A 16,651-nucleotide genomic window follows, 5' to 3' on the forward strand; every position below is an offset into this window, starting at 1 on the left:
CGCTCAGGGGGACTGGTCAGAGTTCGGGCTGTTCGGCGACCGCTTCCCACAGCTGCCCGAGGTCGTTGAGCAGTTCGGCCACCTCCTCGCGCCGGCCGGGTGGGCAGTGGGCGAGGAGGACCTCGTCCAGCCGGCGGGTGCGGTGGGTGACCTCGCGGAACGCCTCGGCGCCCTCGTCGGTGAGGGTGAGGACCTTCGCGCGGGCGTCGTGCGGGGCGGGGCCGCGGGCGATCAGGCCGCGTTTCTCCAGGCGGCGGCATACGTCGGCCATGGTCGAGGTGTCCAGGGCGACGGCGTTGGCCAGGGAGGTCTGGTCGTGGCCGGGGTAGGCGCGCACCGCGGAGAGCACCGCGAACTGCGGGCCGGTCAGCACCGGGTCGACATGCCGGTTCCACGCCGCGAGGTAGGCCTGGTACATCCGCCGGGCGCCGTAGCCGGGTGCGGTGGCGAGGTCGGGTGGCACCGGGGGACTGACCCGCCGCCGTGGCCGCGCTCCGTGTTTCGCCGATCCGCCCACTGCTGTTGACATTCCTCGAACCCCGGTCACTCGCTGCGAACGCGCCCCTGACTGCCCCGATGATACGCCTCCGGATCAACTGGCCGGATCCACCCGGTCACCGCTGGTATGTCCACATCGGACTTCCGGCGGCGGGTGGCCCGCGTGGCACGGCGGCGGGCGGGCCGGCGCGGATATCGTCTCCGATCATGCACGGCTCGAAGGTCGCGCCGATGAAACTGGCGACGACCACCCGTCGCAGGGGAGCGCCGGTGGCCGGACCGTCCGCGGCGTCACTGCTGCGTGCGGGCATACGTGCCGCCTAGCCGAGGGAGAGCCGGGGTGGCGGACCACCACCGGTTACAACGTTGCAAGCCGAAGGGGGCCGAGGGTCAACCGTCCAGCAAGGATTTTCCGGCACGGGAGACGGTGCGTTGCGATCGGGTGGTACAACGTTGTAATCTCCTGATGTGGGTGGACGAGTCACGTTGCAGGACGTCGCCTCGCGGGCCGGGGTCTCGATCAAGACCGTGTCCAATGTGGTCAACGATTTCGACCGGGTGGCTCCCGGGACGCGCCTGCGTGTGCAGGCGGTGATCGACGAGCTGGGCTACCAGCCGAACCTGTCCGCGCGGCAGCTGCGGGCGGGGCGCACCGGCGTGATCGCGCTCGCCGTGCCCGATCTGGCCGCGCGGTACTTCGCCGAGCTGGCGACCGCCGTCATCGCGCAGGCCCGGCGGCACGGCATGACGGTGCTGATCGAGCTCACCAACGGCGAACGCAGTGCCGAGCTGGCCATGGCGCGCGGCCTCGGGTCCACGCTGCTCGACGGCGTGATTCTCAGCCCGCTGGCGTTGAGCCAGGCGGACCTGTCCGGCAAGCCCGGCCGGGTTCCGGTGGTGCTGCTGGGTGAACGGGACTACGCGCACACCTTTGACCACGTGCTGATCGACAACGTCGCGGCCGCTCGGGAAGCCACCGGGCATCTGCTGGCGACCGGCCGGAAACGGGTCGCGGCGATCGGCGCGCAGCAAGGCCCCGCCTCGGCGACCGCGCATCTGCGTCTGCGTGGCTATCGGGAGGCGGTGCAGGCGGCCGGCACGCCCGAGCTGGTCGCCCCGGCCGCGCAGTTCTCCCCGCAGGAAGGCGCCGACGCGATGCGTCGGCTGCTCGCGTTGCCGGAGCCGCCCGACGCGGTGTTCTGTTTCAGCGACATGCTCGCGCTCGGCGCGCTGCGGGCGGCGCACGAGGTCGGCGTCCGAGTGCCGCAAGACCTCGCGGTGGTCGGCTTCGACGACACCGAGGAGGGCCGCTATGGCGTGCCGTCGCTGACCTCGGTCTCGCCGGACAAGCCGGAGGTCGCCAGGCAGGCCGTGGGCCTGCTGGCCGATCGCATCGAAACCGACGGCCCGGTGCGCAAACCCGTGCGCACCGAGGTCGGCTACGAACTCGTGGTGCGGGAAAGCTCCGCGCCCGCCCGGACGGCGAAAGGAACTCTGTGACCGACCCGGTGCACCCCCGCCCGCAGCTCGTCCGCGAGCACTGGACCGACCTTTGTGGACAGTGGTGGTTCGGCTACGACGACGCCGACGAGGGGTGGGACGGGCACTGGTGGCGAGACTCCGCGCACTTCGACCGGACGATCACCGTGCCGTTTCCGCCGGAGTCGCCCGCGAGCGGCATCGGGGACCGCGGCGAGCACCCGATCCTGTGGTACCGCAGGGAGTTTCGGGTCGCGCCGGGGCCGGGGGAGCGGGTGCTGCTGCACTTCGGCGCAGTCGACTACCGGGCCACGGTGTGGGTCAACGGTCAGGTCGTGGTCTCGCACGAGGGTGGGCACGTCGGCTTCCGCGCCGACATCACCGCCGCGTTGCACCCGGCCGGCGAGGAACAGGTCGTGGTCGTGCGGGCCGAGGACGAGCCCCGTGATCCGGCGCAGCCACGCGGAAAGCAGCACTCCGGCGACGCGCCGACCGACATCTGGTACCACCGTACGAGCGGTATCTGGCAACCGGTGTGGCTGGAGACCGTGCCCGCCCGGCGGGTCGAATCCCTTCGCTGGACGCCCGAAGTGAGTGAAGGCAGTGTCGCATTGCGACTGTGCGCGCGAGGGAAGCGGAACGATCGGCTGGCGGCCCGGGTGGTACTCCGCCTCGGCGAGGAAATCCTGGCGGACAGCACGTTCCGGGTGCCCGAAGGCGGTGAGCTGACCGAACGTATCGCGTTGCCCGCGGCCAGGGACAGCAGGCGGAGCGGCCGGTTGCTGTGGAGTCCCGAGCATCCGGCGCTGATCGATGCCGAGATCACCCTGCTGCACGAGGGCGTCGCCGCCGACGCGGTGCGCAGCTACTTCGGTTTCCGCGAGGTCGGCACCGCAGACGGGCATTTCCTGCTCAACGGCCGCCCGTACTTCCTGCGCATGGTACTGGAACAGGGCTACTGGCCGGAAAGTCACCTGAGCGCACCCAGCGCGGAGGCGTTGCGCGAAGAGGTCGAGCTGATCAAATCGCTCGGCTTCAACGGGGTCCGCATTCACCAGAAGGTCGAGGACCCGCGGTTCCTGTACTGGTGTGATCGGCTAGGTCTGGCCGTGTGGGGGGAGATGCCGAGCAGCTTTGCCTTCTCGCCGACTGCCATCGACCGGTTCAGTCGCGAGTGGACGGAAGCCGTCGAACGCGATGCCAGTCACCCGTCGATCGTCACCTGGGTCCCGGTGAACGAGAGCTGGGGAGTGTCCGAAGTGGCCACTCGTGCGGACCAGCAGGACTACGTGGCCGCGCTGTACCGGCTCACCCGTGCTCTCGACCCGAGCCGCCCGGTCATCTCCAACGACGGCTGGGAACACGTCAGCAGCGACATCTGGACCGTGCACGACTACGCGCCGACCGGAGATGTCCTCAAGCGACGCTACGCCGACCCGTCCACAATCGACGAAGTGCTGCGGACGATCCGGCCCGGCGGGCGGCGTCTTCACCTCGGCGACGTCCGCCGGGCCGGTCAGCCCATCATGCTCAGCGAATACGGCGGTGTCAGCTACGCGGCCGACGACGAGCTTTGGTACGGCTACAGCACGGCGCGTTCGCCGGAAGACCTCGTCGAACGTTACCGCGACCTCACCGGTGCGCTGCTGGATTGTGCTGCGGTGGCCGGGTTCTGCTACACGCAGCTGACCGATACCGAGCAGGAGACCAACGGCCTGCTCACCGCCGCTCGCGAGCCGAAGGCCGATCCCGCCGTGCTGCGGGAGATCACGTCGCGGCCCGAATAGGTGCTGAAGCTGTGAAGGGTCCCTTCACGGACTCAGCGGCTGTGAAGGGTCCCTTCACAGCGCCGCTGGGGCATGTCCGGAGCAGACCCGGGCTGGTCACCCCCAGCTCAGCCGCCCGTCACGGATGTCCTCGACGAGTGAGCGCGTCAGGTCGAGATCGGCCCGCAGGTGTGCCTGCTGGTGCCGCATCTCCACCAGCGCGATCGGCGGCGTTCCCCGCTTGACCACGGTGTCGTACGCTGTCTGCGAAGCGGCCAGCTCACTTGCGAGCAGCACGCACCGGAGTTCGAGCCGCTTCATGGCGTCTTCCGGTGCCAGCAACGACATGAAGGCGAGCGCGGCGCAGTAGCTCGAATACTCCGGGGTGAGGGTGACCAGCAGTTCGCGCAGCCGATCGTGGGCCAGTTCGAGCCCGGCAGGCGTGATCTCGTAGACGGTCCGCTCCGGGCGTTTCCCTTCGCGCACGGTCTCGACCGGGCGGGTCAGTTCGGCCTTGGCCAGCGTCTCCACCGTGTGGTAGAGCGCGCCGTGGGTGACCTTCACGATCCGGTCGAGCCCCTGTTCCCGGATCTGCTGACGCAGCTCGTACGGGTGCTGCGGGCGCTCGGCGAGCAGCCGCAGCACGGTCAGGCCCAGCGTGGTCAACGTGCGCACAGTCGTTCCCTTCCCGGGGTGGTCCGGTTAGTATAGTCTAAATGAACTATTACAAACAGACCGCGGGGGGTGCGGGATGACCGGTGGGGAGGAGATCCGGGCGGAGCGGGAGTTCATGGCGCTGTGCCGGGCCAAGCTGTGCCGGATGCGCGGCGAGGCGACGGCGATGCTGGTCGGAGGAGCCGCCGAGGGCGACGCCGTGGTGGACAAGTACTTCAACCACGCGTTGCGCGAGTTCCGGAAGAAGGTCGTCGAAGACCTGTCCGGCTTCGACGGCGCGCCGCTCTTCTTCGGTCGGCTGGACTACGCGGCGGGTGCGGTCTTCGACGACCGGCCCGGCAAGGAAAGCCTGGCCGACGAGGGGATGGCGCATACCCGCACGGGCGACAGTGATTTCCTCTACGTCGGCCGGCGAGGGGTGCGCGACGCGGAGGGCGTGCCGATCGTCATCGACTGGCGTGCCGCCCTGTCCCGCGCGTTCTACGAAGCTTCACCGCCAGAGCCGATGGGGGTGCGGGTCCGCCGCCGGTACGGGTTCGACCGGTCCGGCGAGCTGAGCGCCTTCGAGGATGAGCCGATCGAGGGCGCGCCTGCCACTTCCACCGCGAATGGGTTGCTGGTGAAGGAGATCGAGCGGCCCCGACAGGGGCCGATGCGCGACATCGTCGCCACCATCCAGCCCGAGCAGATGCGGCTGGTCCGAGCGCCGGTGAACGAGACGGTCTGCATCCAAGGCGCGCCCGGGACCGGAAAGACCGCCGTCGGCCTGCATCGGCTGGCGTACTTGCTGTTCTCCGAACGGGAGCGGCTGCGCAAGGACGGCGGGGTGGCGGTGATCGGGCCGAACAGCGCGTTCCTGGCATACATCCGCACCGTGCTGCCGACGCTGGGGGAGGTGGAGGTCCGGCAGCTGACAATCGACGACCTGACCGGTCCGGGTATCGAAGTGACCAAAGTGGACGATCCGCAGGCGGCTCGGGTCAAGGGCGGCGCGGCGATGGCCGAGGTGCTCCGGCGGCACCTGTGGGCGCAGCGCCGCGAGCCGGAAGAAGAGGCCGAAATCAAGTATCGGCACCGCATTTGGCGGTTGTCCGAGCAGGATCAGGCGGAGGAACTCGCGCGGGTGCTCGAACGCGGCATGGGGTACGGCGCAGGCCGCAAGTTGTACGCCCAGCGGCTGGCCCATGCCGTGCTGCGCCGGATGGAGTGCGGCTCCGGCACCACCGCCACGCTGGCTGAACTGGGCAAAACTCCGGGGATTCGCCGCGCGGTGCGCGGGGTGTGGCCGGCCGTCGATCCGGCCCGATTGGTCTTCGAGCTGCTCGCCGATCCCGGACAGCTGGCCGTCGCGGCGGCGGGTGTGCTGTCCGAAGTGGACCAGCGGGCGATCGTGCTCGCCCCACGGCCGCGTAGTGTGCGGTCGATGCGGTGGTCGTCTCTCGATCTGGCGCTCATCGACGAGGTGGCGGGCCTGCTCGGCCGCCCGGCCCGGATGGCGCACATCGTGCTCGACGAGGCGCAGGATCTCAGTCCCATGCACCTCCGGGCGGTGGCCAGGAGGATGGCGGGGGCGGGCACCGTGCTGGGCGACCTCGCGCAGGCGACGAGCCCGTTCGCGGTGCGGGACTGGGCGGCCGTGCTGGCCTGGCTGGATCGCCCGGATGGCACGGTGGAGGTGCTTGACCGCGGGTATCGGGTGCCGGCCGAGGTGCTCGATTTCGCGGCCCGGCTGCTCCCGCACATCGCCCCTGGTCTGTCCGGGCCGAAATCCTTCCGGCGGCGCGAAAACGCGCTCCGGGTGATCGGGACCGGCACTCCGGTGCGGGTGGTCGTCGAGACCTGTGAGCGTGCGCTGGCCGGTGAAGGCTCCGTCTGCGTGCTTGCTGCAGACGAGGATGTCGTTGCCTGGCAACGGGAACTTGCCGCTGTCGGGCTGCCGTACACGGTGCTGGGCGACGATCTTCTGGAGGCGGAGCGGCTGACCCTGGCCCCGGTCTCGCTCGCGAAAGGGCTTGAGTACGACACCGTGGTGGTCGTCGAACCGGCCCGGATCGTCGCGGCGGAGCCCCATGGTCTGCAACGGTTGTACGTCGCGCTGACTCGTGCGGTGAGCAGCCTGCACGTGGTTCACGCGGAACCGCTTCCGGCGCCGCTGCGGGTGTGAAAACGGGTCCCGATTCGGGTGGTCCGTGCCATTCTGCGCGGGTATGCGGGTATATCCGGTTCGCGGCGCGATTCCGATCGGGAATATGGAGTATTGCCAGGCCCGGGCGAATCCTGTTAGAACATGACTGCCAGATCGTCTATCAGGTTTCTGAATTGCGATTCGGGGGGCTGTCATGCGCTGTGCCGAATTCTCCCGGCGGATTCCGGTCTTCGTGGTGGCGGCGCTGGTGGCTGCCGCGCTGCCGTTCGCGCCACCGGCGCAGGCGGCCGGTTCCGCGCTGGTGACCGAACCCGACGACCAGTGGAAATCGGTGTACGACTTCATCTCCGCGGCGAAGACTTCGCTGGACATGACGATGTACGAGCTGGCCGACACCACCGCGGAACAGGATCTCGCCGCCGACGCCGCGCGGGGTGTGCGGGTGCGGGTGATTCTTGACCAGAATCGGGAGAAAAAGCACAATCAGGCGGCTTTCACCTATTTGTCCGGGCACGGTGTCCAGGTCGTCTGGGCGCCGCCGGGGTTCAAGGCCACACATCAGAAGACCATCACCGACGACGGCGGGACTTCCCTGATCCTGTCCGGCAACCTGACTTCCCGCTATTACGCGACCGGTCGTGACTTCGGCGTGACCGACCACGATTCCGCGGACGTCGCGGCGATCGAGAAAGTCTTCGGCGCGGACTTCACCGATACCGCGATCACTCCGCCTGCCGGAGCCGATCTGGTCTGGTCGCCGACGAACTCCCGGTCCGCGCTGCTGGCCCTGATCAACGGCGCCAAGACGAGCCTGGCCGTGGAGAACGAGGAAATGGCGGACCCGGACGTGGTGCAGGCGCTCGGCGCCGCGGCGAAACGCGGGGTCGACGTCGAAATCACGATGACCACCAGTTCCAGCTGGACCGAGAACTTCGATACCCTGGCCGCGGCCGGCGCGGACATCGGCGTCTACGCACGGTCCGCCAAGCTCTATATCCACGCCAAGGTGATCATCGCCGACGCCGGGCAATCCGGCGCCTCCGCGTTCGTCGGTTCGGAGAACTTCTCCAACGCCTCGCTCAACGGCAACCGCGAACTCGGCCTGATCACCACCGATCCCGGCATTCTCGGCCCGCTGACCACCACGCTGAAGGCCGACCACGCCGGTGCCACGCCGTGGAAATCCTGACCGCAGGAGCGGCGGTTCAGCCCCCGAGATGCGCGGTCGCGCGGGCGTACCGGTCGGCCGCGGTGAAGACTTTCCGCGCGAACTCGACCGAATCGTCGTACGAGAGCACTGCCGACCACCAGCCTGCCGCAGTGCCGAGATCGTGGCCGCCCGCGCACAGGTAGCGGGCCGCGGCCAGCGCCGCATTGTCGATCTGCTGCGGATCGCCGGTGCCCCAATGGGACCAGGTGCCGGGCATGAACTGCATCGGGCCCAGCGCGCGGGCATGGGTGTGGCCCTGGCTGCCCGGCGCGCCGGGCAACGGAGTGCCGACGATCGGGACGGACGGGCGGCCGTCCGCCCCGAGCTTCGCCCCGCCGTACTGACCGTGGTCGGATTCGATGCGGCCGAGGCCCGCGAGGGTCGCCCAGGACAGCCGGCAGTCCGGGCGCGTCGCACGGATTCGCAGCTCGCCGTTGCCGTAGGCCTCCAGTGCGCGAGCCGGGACTCCGGTCACCCGCGCCACCCGGTGTGCCCAGCCGGCCAGACCCGCCAAGGTGGACGGCCGGGTTCCGGCGCTGTCCGCGGAGGCGGGCGTCGCCGAACCCGGTGCGACGCTCGCCGCGCTCACCTGCATAGGGGGCACTGTCGTGGTCGTCGCGCTCTTGAACGGTTGCGTCAGTCGCGAGGCGAGCAGCACCCACCCCACGGCCAGGACCAGAACTGCGAGCAAACCGGCGAACCGGACCGCCAGGGGCCGCCGCCGGGCGTTGCAGGTCACTTCACGCACGGGATTGCTCCGCCGCTGAGCGGGGAAAGTCCACCCGAAGGGTCCGGTGTGGACGGATTCGGGGACGCCGTGCCGCCGCCGGCCGGAAGGCCACCACTGGCCGCCGAGTCATCGGTCGAGGGGTAGTCGGTCCCCAGCTCGATCCGGACATGTCCGGCCGGGATGCCGAGTGAGGGGTGCACGTAGTCCCGGCGCCGGCGCACGAACGCGACGGCCTGTTCGGCGTCGCGTCCAGCCGGGAATCCAGGCCCATGATCGGGATGTCGGTGTCCCCGCCGGCGGAGGTCGAGGCACCGTTGAGCACGCCGGACGTCCGCAGGCCGGACACGAAACCGTGATGGCTCGCCCAGCCGTAGCCGGTCAGGGCGAGCACCGGCGTCGCGGCCGGCGACACCCGCCCGGCGATCCTCGTCCGCCGCGCGCGGGGCAGCCGCCCCGGTCGATCGACTCTCACGCCCTCACCGTCGCGGATCGGCGCTGTGGGCAGGCTGAGAGCCGTTCACCGAAATGGGGGATTGAGGGCTTTTCCACCCTGCTGCCGGGTCCGAAATGGACAGAGGGCGGCCGGTGGCTCGGCGGGGCGTGGCGGACAGGCACCCCAGGGCGCGTTCTGACCACTCGTCCAAGAAAATCTTGACATTCGTCCAAAAAGCGGTCAGGGTCGTCAGCAGCCAGGGTGCGCTTGCCGGAACGCCGGAGGACGAAGATGTCGCTGTTCTTCTACCTGGAAAAGGGCGCCTCCCTCGACCCTGCCGCGCCTTGCCTGACCCTCGACGGGGTCTCCCGCTCCTACCGGGAGGTCCTCGGCCTGGCCGAGGCGGTCGCCCGCGCGCTGCGCCGTTCGGGGGTCGCGCCGGGGGACAAGGTCGGCATCCTGTCCGCCAACGACTCGACGGCGTTCACCTGCGTCTTCGGCATCTCCCGCGCGGGCGCGGTGTGGTGCCCGATCAATCCGCGCAACGCGGCGGGGGAGAACGCGGAGCTGCTCGATCTGTTCGACTGCTCGACCTTGTTCTACCAACCGGCGTTCGACGATCTGATCGCCCGCATCGCGCCGGACCTGCTGAAGCTGACCACGCTGATCCGGTTCGGCGAGGGCGACCAGCGCGCCCGGGGTTTCGACGAGTGGCTCGCGGCCGCCCGCGAAGATCCCGCCGTCGCCGCGGAGCAGCCCGGGGACGTGGCCGCGCTGGTCGGTACCGGCGGCACGACCGGACGGCCCAAAGGGGTCATGCTCACCGGGCGCAATCTGGAGACCATGTCGGCGATCACGCTGATGAGCTACCCGTTCGACGGCGCGCCGGTGTTCCTCGCGCTCGCCCCGCTGACGCACGCGGCCGGGGTGCTGTGCCTGCCGGTCCTCGCCCGCGGCGGCGAGATCGTGATCATGCCCAAGCCGGACGTCGGCCGGTTCCTTGCACTGATCGAGCGGCACCGGGTTACGCACACTTTCCTGCCGCCGACGCTGATCTACCTGGTGCTCGGCCACGAGGCGCTGGACCGCACGGATCTGTCCTCCCTGCAGTGCTTCTGGTATGGCGCGGCGCCGATGTCGGTCACCCGGCTGGCCGAGGCGCTCGATCGGATCGGCCCGATGGGGCAGCTGTTCGGGCAGTCCGAGGCGCCGATGATGATCTCGACGATGTCGCCCGCCGAGCACCGCCACCCGGACGGAACCGTCCACACGGGACGGTTGTCCTCGGCGGGACGACCCTCGCCGCTGGTCACGGTGGCGATTCTGGACGAGCAGGGACAGCCGGTACCCGGCGGCGAACGCGGCGAGATCTGCGTGCGCGGCTCGCTGGTGATGGCCGGCTACTACCGCGATCCCGAGGCCACCGCCGAGGCCGGCGTGTATGGCTGGCACCACACCGGCGACATCGGTTTTCTCGACGGCGAAGGCTATCTGCACATCGTGGACCGTGCCAAGGACATGGTGATCACCGGCGGGTTCAACGTCTACTCGGCCGAGGTCGAGCAGGCGGTGCTGGCCCACGAGGCGGTGCGTGATTGCGCGGTGATCGGCCTGCCGGACGAGAAGTGGGGCGAGCGCGTCACCGCGGTCGTCGAGCTGCGGCCGGGCGCCGGGCTGGACGCCGCCGAGCTGATCGCGTTCGTCAAGGAGCGCATCGGCAGCGTCAAGGCACCCAAGCAGATCGAGATCTGGACCGAGCTGCCCCGCTCCACGATCGGCAAGGTGCTCAAGGCCGACATCCGCCGGACGTTCTCCGGCACCTGAGAGACAACCCGCGACAAGGAGGCAGCCCCACCATGAAACTCGCGCTCTATCTGCCCAACTTCCGGGACAAGGTGACCGTGGCCGAGCTGGCGCAGCTCACCGCGCAAGCCGAGGACCTGGACTTCGATTCGGTCTGGACGCTCGACCGGATCATCGTGCCCGAGGCTTCCGACCGCGAAGAGCTGCAGTACGCCTTCGGCATGATTCCCGGCTTCCCCAAAGGACTTCCGGTCAGCTCGCGCGGGGAGTTCCTGCAGGGCATGCCCCTCATCCCGTGGCTGGCCGCGAAGACCTCGAAGGTCCGCATCGGGATGAGCGTGATCGACACGCCCTACCGTTCGCCCGGCGTGCTCGCCGCCGAGCTGGCCACCATCGACCACCTCGCGGGCGGGCGGCTCAACGTGGCCGTCGGGGCGGGCTGGATGCCGGAGGAGTTCGCCGCGGCCAGTGCTTCGCACATCTTTCCCAAGCGCAACAAGCACGTCCGCGAGACTCTGGAGATCCTGCAGGGCATCTGGACCAACGAGGTGTTCGAATACCACGGCGAGTTCGCCGACTTCGGGCCCAGCGGATTCGGCGCCAAGCCGGTGCAGCGGCCGCATCCGCCGATCTTCTTCAGCGGCCTCAAGGACCCGAAGCGCGCGGCCACCCGGATCGCGAAGTACGGCCTGTCCGGCTGGATCGGCATCCAGGACTCGCCCGAGGACATCCGCACCTGGCGCACCGAGATCCAGCGTGAGCTGGCCGAGCTGGACACCCCGCGCTCGGTGGACGAGCTGGAGATCTCCAGCATGATCTGGTTCGTGATCACCGAGGAGGACGCCGACCAGAGCCCGCTGGGCAAGGGCAGCAACCTGCTGGTGGGCTCGGCCGGGCAGCTCACCGACCAGCTCAAGCGCTACCGCGAGGCGGGGCTGACGATGCCGTTCCTCTGGCCGCCGTTCCAGGACGTGCCGGTGTCGAAGACGCTGGACGACATGAAGCGCCTCAAAGAAGAGATCCTGCCCAAGGTCGACGAGACCTGACCAAGCGAAAGGAACGCGACATGCCCGAACTTGACGGAAAGCGGGTCTTCGTCACCGGATCCGGCGCCGGGATCGGCAAAGCGATCGCCGCGCTGTGCACCGAGCGCGGCGCACGGGTCGTGGTGAGCGACAGGAACGCCGAAGCGGCCAAGCAGACGGCCGGGGAGATCGGCGCGGCCGGCGTCGCGAACTGCGACGTGACCGACGAGGCACAGGTCCAGTCCGCGGTGGCACGGGCGGCCGAGCTGCTCGGTGGCCTCGACGTCCTGGTCAACAACGCCGGGATCGAGGTCTCGTCGCCGCTGCTGCAGCAGTCCACGGAGAGCTTCGACAAGATCTTCGGGGTCAACGTGCGCGGCACCTTCGTGGCGATGAAGGCCGCGACGCCGTACCTGATGGAGTCCAAGGGCAACATCGTCAACATGTCGTCGGTCGCCGGGCTGGGCGGCAGCCCGCTGCTGGGGTCCTACTGCGCCACGAAGGCCGCGGTCGTCCAGCTGACCCGGGTCGCCGCGGTCGAGATGCGCGCGGCGGGCATCCGGGTCAACGCGGTCTGTCCCGGTTTCGCCGACACCGCGATGGTCGAGCGCCTGGTCCCCGATTTCGAGGCGGTGACCCAGGCCCCGTTCGGCGATCTCGTCGCGGCGAAGCAGGGCCGGCTGGGCACCCCGCGGGATATCGCCGAGGTGGTGGTCTTCCTGGCGTCCGACCGCGCTTCCTGGGTCACCGGCAGTCACTACGTCCTCGACGGCGGGCTGAGCGCTTCCCTCGTCTGAACGCCCTCGCTGCAGATCGCCTATACACCCGAAACCCCTGGAAGGGGACTGCCATCAGGCGTAGTCCACCCGGACGGCGCATTAAAAAAACGTCAAGAACCCACCGTGCCCCCGGCGTCATGCTCGGGCGCCGGGTGGTGATCGTCGGTATCGTCCGGCCCGAGGTGGGGTGCTGGCCCCGCCCGGGATCCGGGAGGACCGGGAGTGGCCGAAGTACGGCAGGAAAGCGTGTCCAGCGGGCACGCGCGGGACGGGCGGAAGAAGGCGATCCGGCTCGCGGTGATCATCGGCGCGCTCGGCGTCGTGTTCGGCGATATCGGGACCAGCCCGATCTACACGCTGCAGACCGTGTTCAACCCGTCCGACCCGCATCCGGTGCCGGTGAGCCCGGACAACGTGCTCGGCGTGGTCTCGCTGATCTTCTGGTCGGTGATGATCATCGTGACCCTCACCTACGTGCTGCTGGCCATGCGCGCCGACAACGACGGCGAGGGCGGCATCATGGCGCTGATCACGCTGCTGCGCCGGTTGCGCGGCCGGGGCGGGGCCAAGGCCGCGGCCTTCCTTGCCGGGCTGGGGATCTTCGGTGCCTCGCTGTTCTTCGGCGACAGCATGATCACCCCGGCGATCTCGGTGCTGTCCGCGATCGAGGGCCTCAAGGTGGTCTCCAGCGATCTGGACGATCTGATCGTGCCGATCACCGCGGTGATCATCGTCGTGCTGTTCCTGGTGCAGCGCCGGGGAACCGCGGCGGTCGGCCGGGTCTTCGGGCCGGTGATGATCGCCTGGTTCGCGGTGATCGGCCTGTGCGGCATCGGCGGAATCTCCCACGATCCGGGCATCCTCAAGGCACTGTCGCCCACGTACGCGCTGAGCTTCATCGCCGGGAACTTCGACATCGCCTTCTTCGCACTCGCCGCGATCGTCCTGTCGGTCACCGGCGCCGAGGCGCTGTACGCCGACATGGGGCATTTCGGCCGCCGGGCCATCACCCGCGGCTGGCTGCTGCTGGTCCTGCCCGCCTGCACGCTCAGCTACCTCGGCCAGGGCGCGTTGATCCTCGAAGACAACGCGAACATCAGCAGCCCGTTCTTCCTGCTCGTGCCGTCCTGGGCACGGCTTCCGCTGGTGCTGCTGGCGACCGCCGCCACGGTGATCGCCTCGCAGGCGGTCATCACCGGCGCTTACTCGGTGGCGGCGCAGGCCGCGCGGCTGGGGTACCTCCCGCGGCTGCGGGTCGTGCACACCAACGAGTCCGAGGCGGGCCAGATCTACGTGCCGTGGATCAACTGGCTGCTCATGGTCTCGGTGCTGACGCTGGTGTTCGCGTTCCGCACTTCGGCCGCGCTGGCGTTCGCCTTCGGCATGGCGGTGACCGGCACGATCACCATCACCACGACGTTGTTCTTCTTCATCGCCGCTCGCCGGTGGCAGGTCCCGCGCTGGCTGCTGGGCGCGGGTGCGGCAGTGTTGCTGCTGGTGGATCTGCTGTTCGTGGCGGCGAACATGACCAAGCTGGTGCACGGGGCGTGGCTGCCGCTGCTGATCGGGCTCACCGCGTTCACCGTGATGAAGACCTGGGAGCGCGGCCGTGCCGTGGTGACCGCGCAGCGGGACCGCGAGGAGGGACCGCTGCAGGAGTTCGTCGACGACCTCCGCTCCGGCGTGCTGGAGACGGTCCCCGTGCCCGGCACCGCGATCTTCCTCAACCGCGGTATCGAGACGGCGCCGCTGGCCTTCCGCGCGAACGCCGAGCACAATCACGTCCGCCACGAGCACATCGTGGTGCTGTCCATTGTTACCGTGCAGGTGCCGCGCGTCCCGGACGAGGAGCGGTTCGTGGTCGACGGCCTCGGCCACGCGGACGACCGGATCACCCACGTCAGCGCGAGCTTCGGGTACATGGAGAGCACCGACGTGCCACGCGCGCTCGCCTTGCTGAAGCCCGCGGACACCGAGGGGCCGCTGGATCTGGAGCGGGCGTCCTACTTCCTGTCGAAGATCGAGCTGCGCCGCGGACCCGAGCCCACCATGGCCGGCTGGCGGAAACGGTTGTTCATCGCGACCTCCTACATCACCGCCGACGCCGCCGAGCATTTCGCCCTGCCCCGGGACCGGACCGTGGTGATGGGTTCGCACATCGAGGTGTGACGCTCACCCGGCCGTCCACTGTGGACATATCGGTTCAGTCGCTCCGGTGCCGCCGGAGTTCGGCCGCGAGCGCACGGCCGAGGCTGCGCAGGAAACCTCTGTGGCAGCCCGGATCGCGGAGTTCCTGCCAGACCGCGAGGAAGATTTCGATGACGATGCGGTCGGTGTCCTCGGCTTCGGGGACCATCCGCCGCACCAGGTGGTGGACCGCGGAGGAATAGCGGCCCACCAGGACGCCGAACGCCGCGCGGTCGCCCCGCGCCGCGCGGTCGGCGATCAGCTCGTCGTGGATCCGGACCCGGTCCCAGGGTGTGCGCCGGGATGGTTCGTGCGGTACCAGCTGCTTGCACTCGATGCGCATGGGGAATCCGGGCCTAGGCACTGGAGCTGAGGCGGGTGCCGTTGCGCGCGGGCTCGGCGGAACCGGGCGGCTCGCTGTGCGCGGGCTCGACGGCCGCCGGGCGGATGGCCGCCCGCGATCGCGGGCGGCTGCGCGCGAGCGTGTCCTCGGCGTCGAGGCCGGGCAGGTGGATCCAGGCTTCGCCGGTGAAATCCGGGGTGACGACTTCGATCCGCGTGCAGCGCGCAGGCGGTACCAGCGCGACGCTGAACGGTTCGATCACCGCCTGCCACAGGCTTTTCGAGATCACCAGCCCGGCCCCGAACCGCTCGCCGAGCGGGTCGATCTCGCACCAGTGCCGCACCACCTCGCCGAAGGGCCCCGCGTTCAGCAGGCGGGTCAGGGTGATGTAGGTGCGGTGGTAACGGTGGTGCTCGGCCATCGGCCCCAGATGCACCGCCACGCGGGCGCGCATCGGGACGCGGTGGTACCGGTTGCGCGAACGCAACAGGTGATCCAGATAGAACACGGTCTCCGCGACCTGCCCGGCCTGGTGGTCCGGGTAGGCGAGCATCGAGCCGTCCCCGGTCTCCCGCATATGGGCCGCTTCGTCCCAGGACAGGCCGACCGTGTCGAGCGCCTGGGCAAGCAGGGATTCCATCTCGGTCTTCATCGGGTCCAGCAGGTCGTCACTGGCCTGCGAGGACCCGATGATGTCGACGGCGAGCACCGCCATCGTCCGGGCGTTGTACCGACTGGCCGTGAGCGTGGTCATACCGCTGTCCCCCTGCACTGGATGCACTGATCAGTGACAGACAGGAGTCTCGCGAGCACCGGACCGAGGTTCTGTTCACCCGCGAACAGAACCAGCGGCGGAACGGGCACAGTGCAGTGATATGGATCACATATCGGCCAGGATGAGCAGGCGTTTCAGGTCGAGAACGGCTAGTGCGCGGCGGCCGGTGCTGATGATGCCCTGCTCGCGCAGCCGGTCCAGCACGGTCGCCAGCGTGGTCCGGCCGAGCGGGATGAACGCGGCCAGTTCCTCCTGGCTGAGCGGGGCGTCCAGGCGCCAGCCGTGCCGGGTCTCGGTGGCGCAGACGTCCACCAGATAGGCCAGTCTGCGGGCGATCCGGGTGACGGCGTCGGGCACGCGGGTGTAGGTGCGTTCCTGCTGGGCGTCGAACAGCCGGCAGGACTGGAGCACGAGCAGTTCCAGCGTGACCGACGGGCGTTCGTGGAGGAAACGCCGGAAACTGCCGGCGTCGATCCGGCGCACGGACAGCTCGTCCAGCGCCACCACGTCGGCCATCCGCGGCCGCCCGGAGAGCACCGCCGCCTCGCCGTAGATGTCACCCGGCCCGCCGACGTCGAGAATCACCTGCCGGGCCTGGAGATCGGCCGAGGCCACCTTGACGTGACCGGATTCGAGGACCACCACGTCGGTGCCGGGTTTTCCCACCGCCAGCACCGGTTCCCGCACGCCGAGGCGCTGGGGGCGGCCCAGCGCCAGCAGCGCGGCGCGGTCCCGTTCCGGCAGCCTGCCCAGGAACGACGGTTTCCGCCCGCCGCCCGCCTCGAACTCCAACGGATCCCTC

General features: G+C 69.5%; 15 protein-coding genes. 9 read left to right on the forward strand and 6 right to left on the reverse strand.

Annotation, left to right across the window (positions count from 1 at the left end; translation table 11 throughout):
• Nucleotides 1-16: 16 nt before the first annotated feature.
• Nucleotides 17-517 (reverse strand): MarR family winged helix-turn-helix transcriptional regulator, encoded by a 501-nt coding sequence (locus D5S19_RS00895; RefSeq protein WP_407641693.1) that lies wholly within the window; start codon nt 515-517, stop codon nt 17-19.
• Between the two features lie 449 nt (nt 518-966).
• On the opposite strand from D5S19_RS00895, the gene D5S19_RS00900 reads away from it, so the two are divergent.
• The gene (locus D5S19_RS00900) at nt 967-1,998 is read left to right on the forward strand and encodes a LacI family DNA-binding transcriptional regulator (protein WP_120021415.1); all 1,032 of its coding nucleotides are present in this window, start codon (nt 967-969) and stop codon (nt 1,996-1,998) included.
• Nucleotides 1,995-3,764, forward strand: coding sequence for a glycoside hydrolase family 2 protein (locus D5S19_RS00905; protein ID WP_120021416.1), 1,770 nt, complete (start codon nt 1,995-1,997; stop codon nt 3,762-3,764). The genes D5S19_RS00900 and D5S19_RS00905 overlap by 4 nt, the downstream gene beginning before the upstream one ends.
• Nucleotides 3,765-3,860: 96 nt before the next feature.
• Here D5S19_RS00905 and D5S19_RS00910 read toward each other — a convergent pair whose 3' ends face one another.
• Nucleotides 3,861-4,418 carry a PadR family transcriptional regulator gene (locus tag D5S19_RS00910; RefSeq protein WP_120021417.1) on the reverse strand — a complete coding sequence of 186 codons (558 nt, stop codon included), beginning with the start codon at nt 4,416-4,418 and terminating at the stop codon, nt 3,861-3,863.
• Between the two features lie 76 nt (nt 4,419-4,494).
• Here D5S19_RS00910 and D5S19_RS00915 point away from each other — a divergent pair, with 76 nt between their 5' ends.
• Nucleotides 4,495-6,582 (forward strand): HelD family protein, encoded by a 2,088-nt coding sequence (locus D5S19_RS00915; protein WP_120021418.1) that lies wholly within the window; start codon nt 4,495-4,497, stop codon nt 6,580-6,582.
• 175 nt (nt 6,583-6,757) lie between these two features.
• On the forward strand, nt 6,758-7,753 hold the full coding sequence (locus D5S19_RS00920) for a phospholipase D-like domain-containing protein (protein ID WP_120021419.1): 996 nt from the start codon (nt 6,758-6,760) through the stop codon (nt 7,751-7,753).
• Nucleotides 7,754-7,769: 16 nt separating this feature from the next.
• Here D5S19_RS00920 and D5S19_RS00925 read toward each other — a convergent pair whose 3' ends face one another.
• Nucleotides 7,770-8,522, reverse strand: a complete 753-nt coding sequence (locus D5S19_RS00925; protein WP_120021420.1) for a lysozyme family protein — start codon at nt 8,520-8,522, stop codon at nt 7,770-7,772.
• Nucleotides 8,523-8,698: 176 nt separating this feature from the next.
• Here D5S19_RS00925 and D5S19_RS31855 point away from each other — a divergent pair, with 176 nt between their 5' ends.
• From D5S19_RS31855 to D5S19_RS00950, 5 genes are all read left to right on the forward strand, one after another.
• Nucleotides 8,699-8,860, forward strand: a complete 162-nt coding sequence (locus D5S19_RS31855) for a hypothetical protein (RefSeq protein WP_158605450.1) — start codon at nt 8,699-8,701, stop codon at nt 8,858-8,860.
• Nucleotides 8,861-9,228: 368 nt separating this feature from the next.
• Nucleotides 9,229-10,761, forward strand: a complete 1,533-nt coding sequence (locus tag D5S19_RS00935) for an acyl-CoA synthetase (protein ID WP_120021421.1) — start codon at nt 9,229-9,231, stop codon at nt 10,759-10,761.
• Nucleotides 10,762-10,793: 32 nt separating this feature from the next.
• Complete coding sequence (locus D5S19_RS00940; protein ID WP_120021422.1) at nt 10,794-11,786, forward strand: LLM class flavin-dependent oxidoreductase; 993 nt, start codon at nt 10,794-10,796, stop codon at nt 11,784-11,786.
• 20 nt (nt 11,787-11,806) lie between these two features.
• Nucleotides 11,807-12,562 carry an SDR family NAD(P)-dependent oxidoreductase gene (locus D5S19_RS00945; RefSeq protein ID WP_120021423.1) on the forward strand — a complete coding sequence of 252 codons (756 nt, stop codon included), beginning with the start codon at nt 11,807-11,809 and terminating at the stop codon, nt 12,560-12,562.
• Between the two features lie 204 nt (nt 12,563-12,766).
• Nucleotides 12,767-14,713: a potassium transporter Kup gene (locus D5S19_RS00950; RefSeq protein ID WP_120021424.1), complete on the forward strand. Its 1,947-nt coding sequence runs from the start codon at nt 12,767-12,769 to the stop codon at nt 14,711-14,713.
• Between the two features lie 34 nt (nt 14,714-14,747).
• On the opposite strand, the gene D5S19_RS00955 is transcribed toward D5S19_RS00950, so the two are convergent.
• The 3 genes from D5S19_RS00955 to D5S19_RS00965 form a co-directional block, all read right to left on the reverse strand.
• Nucleotides 14,748-15,074, reverse strand: coding sequence for an RNA polymerase sigma factor (locus D5S19_RS00955; RefSeq protein ID WP_120021425.1), 327 nt, complete (start codon nt 15,072-15,074; stop codon nt 14,748-14,750).
• A gap of 13 nt (nt 15,075-15,087) precedes the next feature.
• On the reverse strand, nt 15,088-15,828 hold the full coding sequence (locus tag D5S19_RS00960) for a hypothetical protein (RefSeq protein ID WP_120021426.1): 741 nt from the start codon (nt 15,826-15,828) through the stop codon (nt 15,088-15,090).
• Between the two features lie 126 nt (nt 15,829-15,954).
• The gene (locus D5S19_RS00965) at nt 15,955-16,641 is read right to left on the reverse strand and encodes a Crp/Fnr family transcriptional regulator (protein WP_098514033.1); all 687 of its coding nucleotides are present in this window, start codon (nt 16,639-16,641) and stop codon (nt 15,955-15,957) included.
• Nucleotides 16,642-16,651 lie beyond the last annotated feature (10 nt).

The sequence above is a fragment of the Amycolatopsis panacis genome (genome assembly GCF_003600245.1).
GTDB classification, from domain to species: domain Bacteria; phylum Actinomycetota; class Actinomycetes; order Mycobacteriales; family Pseudonocardiaceae; genus Amycolatopsis; species Amycolatopsis sulphurea.

Bases quoted from the DNA above. Each gene is read 5' to 3' on its own strand.
- D5S19_RS00915 (WP_120021418.1), top strand. From the start codon at position 4,495: ATGACCGGTGGGGAGGAGATCCGGGCGGAGCGGGAGTTCATGGCGCTG.
- D5S19_RS00920 (WP_120021419.1), top strand. From the start codon at position 6,758: ATGCGCTGTGCCGAATTCTCCCGGCGGATTCCGGTCTTCGTGGTGGCG.
- D5S19_RS00935 (WP_120021421.1), top strand. From the start codon at position 9,229: ATGTCGCTGTTCTTCTACCTGGAAAAGGGCGCCTCCCTCGACCCTGCC.
- D5S19_RS00940 (WP_120021422.1), top strand. From the start codon at position 10,794: ATGAAACTCGCGCTCTATCTGCCCAACTTCCGGGACAAGGTGACCGTG.
- D5S19_RS00945 (WP_120021423.1), top strand. From the start codon at position 11,807: ATGCCCGAACTTGACGGAAAGCGGGTCTTCGTCACCGGATCCGGCGCC.
- D5S19_RS00955 (WP_120021425.1), bottom strand. From the start codon at position 15,074: ATGCGCATCGAGTGCAAGCAGCTGGTACCGCACGAACCATCCCGGCGC.
- D5S19_RS00960 (WP_120021426.1), bottom strand. From the start codon at position 15,828: ATGACCACGCTCACGGCCAGTCGGTACAACGCCCGGACGATGGCGGTG.